Source organism: Streptomyces katrae (genome assembly GCF_000966975.1).
Taxonomy (GTDB): Bacteria; Actinomycetota; Actinomycetes; order Streptomycetales; family Streptomycetaceae; genus Streptomyces; species Streptomyces katrae.
The window spans coordinates 1-4,996 of the sequence record NZ_JZWV01000682.1; the positions used below are offsets into that span (position 1 = coordinate 1).

Annotated in this window: 5 protein-coding genes; 3 read left to right on the forward strand and 2 right to left on the reverse strand. The window is 74.8% G+C overall.

Annotated elements, in window-relative coordinates; genetic code table 11:
* Window positions 1–166: 166 nt before the first annotated feature.
* Window positions 167–832 carry a class I SAM-dependent methyltransferase gene (locus tag VR44_RS23900; RefSeq protein WP_045949638.1) on the forward strand — a complete coding sequence of 222 codons (666 nt, stop codon included), beginning with the start codon at window positions 167–169 and terminating at the stop codon, window positions 830–832.
* Between the two features lie 273 nt (window positions 833–1,105).
* Window positions 1,106–2,092 carry a hydroxyacid dehydrogenase gene (locus VR44_RS23905; RefSeq protein WP_094191870.1) on the forward strand — a complete coding sequence of 329 codons (987 nt, stop codon included), beginning with the start codon at window positions 1,106–1,108 and terminating at the stop codon, window positions 2,090–2,092.
* Here VR44_RS23905 and VR44_RS23910 read toward each other — a convergent pair.
* A complete protein-coding gene (locus VR44_RS23910; RefSeq protein WP_045949640.1) occupies window positions 2,080–2,880 on the reverse strand; it encodes a sugar phosphate isomerase/epimerase family protein in 801 nt (266 codons plus the stop codon). The genes VR44_RS23905 and VR44_RS23910 overlap by 13 nt on opposite strands.
* Window positions 2,877–3,953: a LacI family DNA-binding transcriptional regulator gene (locus VR44_RS23915; RefSeq protein ID WP_045949641.1), complete on the reverse strand. Its 1,077-nt coding sequence runs from the start codon at window positions 3,951–3,953 to the stop codon at window positions 2,877–2,879. Before VR44_RS23915 ends, VR44_RS23910 begins: the two co-directional genes overlap by 4 nt.
* 204 nt (window positions 3,954–4,157) lie before the next feature.
* Here VR44_RS23915 and VR44_RS23920 point away from each other — a divergent pair.
* Window positions 4,158–4,996 (forward strand): Gfo/Idh/MocA family protein (locus VR44_RS23920; protein WP_045949642.1); only part of this gene is annotated, 839 nt, incomplete at its 3' end.

Here is a 4,996-nt window from a genome sequence, read left to right on the forward strand (position 1 = left end):
CACCCTCGGCGACACCCGGTTCGCCGAAGCGGCCCGGGAGGCGGCGGGGACCGGCTGGCCGGAGCTGGCGGGCGCCACACTCGCTCCCTGAGCACCGCGGCCGCCCGGGCTCCCGGCCTAGGCTGGGGTCCGGAAGGGCGGTGCGGACGGGGAGAAGGGCAGGCCGATGGCGGAGTCCGGGGAGGAGCTCGCCGAGGCCCAGCGGGAGCACTGGGAGCGGACCTACGGCGCGCGTCCCGGCATGTACGGCGAGCGGCCCTCCGAGCCGGCGGTCCGTGCCGCCGCGGTCTTCCGGGCTGCGGGCGCCCGGGAGGTGCTCGAGCTGGGGGCGGGGCACGGCCGTGACGCCCTGTACTTCGCCCGCGCCGGGTTCGACGTGCTGGCCGCCGACTTCAGTCCGGCCGGCCTGGAGCAGCTGCGTCGAGGCGCCGCCGCCCAGGGGGTGGGCGGGCGGATCACCACCGCCGTGCACGACGTCCGCGAGCCGCTGCCCCTGGCGGATGCCTCCGTGGACGGTGTGTTCGCCCACATGCTGCTCTGCATGGCGCTGTCCACGCCGGAGATCCACGGTCTGGTAGGGGAGGTCCGCCGGGTACTGAGGCCGGGTGGTGCGTTCGTCTACACCGTCCGGCACACCGGGGACGCGCACTACCGGGCCGGCACCTCCCGCGGGGACGGCATCTGGGAGCACGGCGGATTCGCCGTCCATTTCTTTCCGCGCGCACTCGTCGACGCCCTCGCCGAGGGCTGGACCCTCCGCGAGGTGCACCCCTTCGAGGAGGGCGAACTGCCGCGCCGGCTGTGGCGGGTCACCCAGACTGCACCGGGGTGAACGCCGGCCGGAACCGGCGCCCGCCGGGCCTGCCGCGCGTCTGGCGGCCCCCTCGCCACCCGTTCCGCTCGGGTGGCCCTGATCAGGCCGGCGGGTGAACCGCGGGGCCCGGCTCCCGTGTCGCCGCCCCTGGCCGCACGGGCTCTGCGAGCATCTTCCTGCCCGCCGTTCGCGGCCCGCGGCCTCCAGTGCCTCCGGCGTCCGGGTTCCACCGCAGGAGACGCCCGCATGACCAGACCCCCCGTGCCTCCCCGGCCCGCCACGGTGCTCGCGATGAGTGCCGACACCCGGGCGGCCGTGCTCCGCGGCCGGGCGCTGGACGAGCTGCTCCGGGTCGCCGATGTGGACCCCGCGCTGCTGCTCACCGACTTCGCGCGGCCCGGCCCGGAGCTCGGCGGCCGGCTCGCCCGCGTCGAGGTGCTGTTCACCGGCTGGGGCTGTCCGGTCCTCGACGCGGAAGCGCTGCGCCGGATGCCTCGTCTGCGTGCCGTCGTGCACGCCGCCGGGAGCGTCAAGGGGCATGTGACCGATGCCTGCTGGGAGCGCGGTCTGCTGGTCTCCAGTGCGGCCGCCGCGAACGCCCTGCCCGTCGCCGAGTACACGCTCGCCGCGATCCTGTTCTCCAACAAGCGGGTCCTGGCTGCCGCCCACGCCTACCGGGCCGCCCGCGGGCCGGTCGACCCGCTGGCCCGCTACCCGGCGGCCGGCAACTACCGTCGGACCGTCGGACTCGTCGGCGCCTCCCGGACCGGCCGGCGGGTGCTGGAACTGCTGCGACCGTTCGACCTGCGGGTCCTGGTGCACGACCCGTACGCCGACCCCGCCGAACTCGCCTCCCTCGGTGGCGAGGCCTGCGGTCTGGACGAACTGCTCGGCCGCAGCGACGTGGTGAGCCTGCACGCTCCGGAACTCCCCGGCACCCGTGGTCTGCTGGACGCCTCCCGGCTGGCCCTGATGCCGGACGGCGCCACGCTGATCAACACGGCGCGGGGCTCCCTCGTCGATACGGCGGCCCTCACGCGGGAGCTGGTCGCCGGGCGGCTGCATGCCGTCCTCGACCACACCGATCCGGAGGTGCTGCCCGCCGGATCTCCGCTGTACGAGCTGCCGAACGTCCTGCTCACCCCCCATGTGGCGGGTTCCCTGGGCGGAGAGCTGGACCGGCTGGCCTCGGTGGCGGTCGAGGAGCTGGAGCGGTACGCGCGGGGGGCCGGCTTCCGCCACCCGGTGGACCCGGGCCGCCTGTCCTACTCGGCCTGACCGGCATGGGCCACCAACCTCTCGAGGTGTTCGCGGCCCCGGGTGAGCGGGGGGCCGGCGAGCTCGGCCGCCGCGGGGTACCAGCGTCTCTCGTACTCCCAGCACAGCCATCCGTCGGCCGGTGCCTCGGCCACCACCCCGGCGAGGGGCAGCACGCCCGCGCCCAGCCCGACCGGGGTCAGGTCCTCAGCCGATCCCACGTCCTTGACCTGGACGTAGCCCAGGTGCGGCCCGAGCCGACGTCTCGACTCGGCCGGCCCTTCGCCGCCCAGCCAGGTGTGCAGTACGTCCCACAGCGCGCCGGCCGCCGGATGGCCGACCGCGTCGAGCACACGGGCGGCGGCCGCCGCCGTGCGGTGCGAGTCGTGGGTCTCCAGCAGGATCCGCACACCGTTTCGCTGGGCGTAGGGGGCGGCTTCCCGCAGGCGGCGTACGGCGTTGGCGTCGGCCTGTGGTCCGGGCAGGTCTCCCCCGCCGGGGAAGACCCGTACGTACGGGGCTTCGAGGTCGGCGGCGAGCCGGACCAGGGACCGCAGCTCGCCGAGGACCGGCTCGTCGCCGCCGGGGGCCGCCACCCTGGTGTAGCCCGCGATCCCCAGGACGCCCACCCCGGCGCGGTGGAGCGTGCGCAGCCCGGCGGTGCGGTCCCCGGGCGGGCTCTGGGGGTGCAGCGGCTCCTCGGGGTGGGCGCGCAGTTCGAGGCCGTCGTAGCCGTGGCCGGCGGCCAGCGCGGCGCTGCGGGCGAGCGGGGTGCCCGGCAGGCCGAGGGTGGAGAAGGCGTACCTCACGGTGTCCTCCGTGCGGGCGGTGGCGGCGCGGTCGAGGCGCGCACCATGAGTTCGGTGGGTAGGGTGGTGATGCCTCCCGGGGGCAGGGGCCGGCGGCCGGTCACCAGCTGGGCGGCGAGCGCGCCCGCCTCGCGCAGCGGCACCCGGACGGTGGTGAGGGCGGGGGCGGTGTCCTGGCTGAAGGGCAGGTCGTCGAAGCCGGTGACCGAGACGTCCTCGGGTATGCGCAGGCCCGCTTCGCGCAGTGCGGCGGCGACGCCCGCGGCGGCCGTGTCGTTGGCGGCGGCGACGGCGGTGAAGGGCTCTCCCCTGCGCAGCAGTTCGCGGGTGGCGTCATAGCCGGCGGAGCGCTCGAATCCGGCATGGACGGTGAGGGCGTCGCAGGCTTCGGGCAGGGCCGGGTCGTGGCGCCGGAGGGCTTCCCGGTGTCCGGCGAGCCGCTCCCGGGTGGTGCTGCGGCCCGGCGGGCCGGCGATGTAGGCGATGCGGCGGTGACCGAGTGTCAGGAGGTGTTCGGCGAGCCGGAACGCACCCCCTCGGTCGTCGAACACGACGGTGGCGACGGGGAGTGCCTCCGGCACCGGCACCGGCGGGCGCCCGCAGAGGACCACGCGGGTCCCGGCGGCGGCCATGCGGGCCACCCGCAGGGTGAGCGCGGCGGTGTGTTCCGGGTCTTCGGCGGCCGCGCCGGTGAGGACGACGCCTCCGGCGCGCTGCCCTTCGAGCAGGGTGAGGTAGGCGGTCTCGGCTGCGGGAGCGCCCTGGGTGTTGCAGACGACGGCCAGCCGCCGCGGCTCTCCCCCGCCGGCCGGGTCGAGGGCGCCCTGCAGGGAGCCGGCGAGGATGCCGAAGTAGCCGTCGGCGATGTCGTGCACGAGGATCCCGACGAGGTCGGAGGTTGCGGCCGCGAGGGCGCGGGCGGAGGCGTTGGCGATGTAGCCGAGCTCTTCGACGGCCCGCTCCACCCGGGTCCGGGTGTCACCGGCCACCGGATAGCCGCCGTTCAGCACCCTCGACACCGTGGCGGGCGAGACCCCCGCGCGTACCGCGACCTCCGCAAGCGTCACTGCCATCGGGATCCCCTCCCCCTGTGGCCCGCTGCCGGCGCGGGCCGTCGTCCGATCTGCTCCGTGCTCCTCATGATGCCCGATCCAGAAAGCGCTTTCCATCACTCGATCGGGTAATTGAAGAGGTAGGACTCCGAGGCCTACCGTGAATCGCAGAAAGCGCTTTCTATCGCGTTCACAGACGAACACGACGGACGGGGGAAGGTCATCATGGAACGCAGGACGATCAAGATCGCGATGAACGGCGTGACCGGCCGGATGGGGTACCGCCAGCACCTGGTCCGCTCCCTCCTCGCACTGCGCGAGCAGGGCGGGCTGGACCTCGGCGACGGCACACTGCTGTGGCCGGAACCCGTACTGGTCGGGCGCCGCGAGGACGCCCTGCGGGCCGTCGCCGAGCGGCACAGCCTGGAGCACGTCACCACCGACCTGGGGGCGGTCCTGGCCGATCCGGAGGTGGAGGTCTATTTCGACGCGCAGGTGACCGGTGCCCGCGAAGCGGCCCTGCGCCGGGCGGTGGCGGCCGGGAAGCACGTGTACTGCGAGAAGCCGACCGCGCTCGACTTCCCCGCCGCGCTGGAACTGGCCCGGCTCGCGGCGGCGGCCGGGGTCAAGCACGGCGTGGTCCAGGACAAGCTCTTCCTGCCGGGCCTGCTGAAGCTGAGGCGGCTGATCGAGGGCGGTTTCTTCGGCCAGGTCCTCTCCGTCCGGGGGGAGTTCGGCTACTGGGTCTTCGAGGGCGACGGGCAGCCGGCCCAGCGCCCCTCCTGGAACTACCGGGCCCAGGACGGCGGGGGCATCGTCACCGACATGTTCCCGCACTGGGAGTACCTGCTGCACGAGCTGTTCGGCCGGGTCCGGACCGTGCAGGCCCTGACCCGTACGCACATCGGCCGCCGGTGGGACGAGGAGGGCAAGCCGTACGAGGCCACGGCCGACGACGCCGCGTACGGGATCTTCGAGCTGGAGGGAGGCGCCGTGGCGCAGATCAACTCCTCCTGGACCGTCCGGGTGCACCGCGACGAGCTGGTGGAGTTCCAGGTGGACGG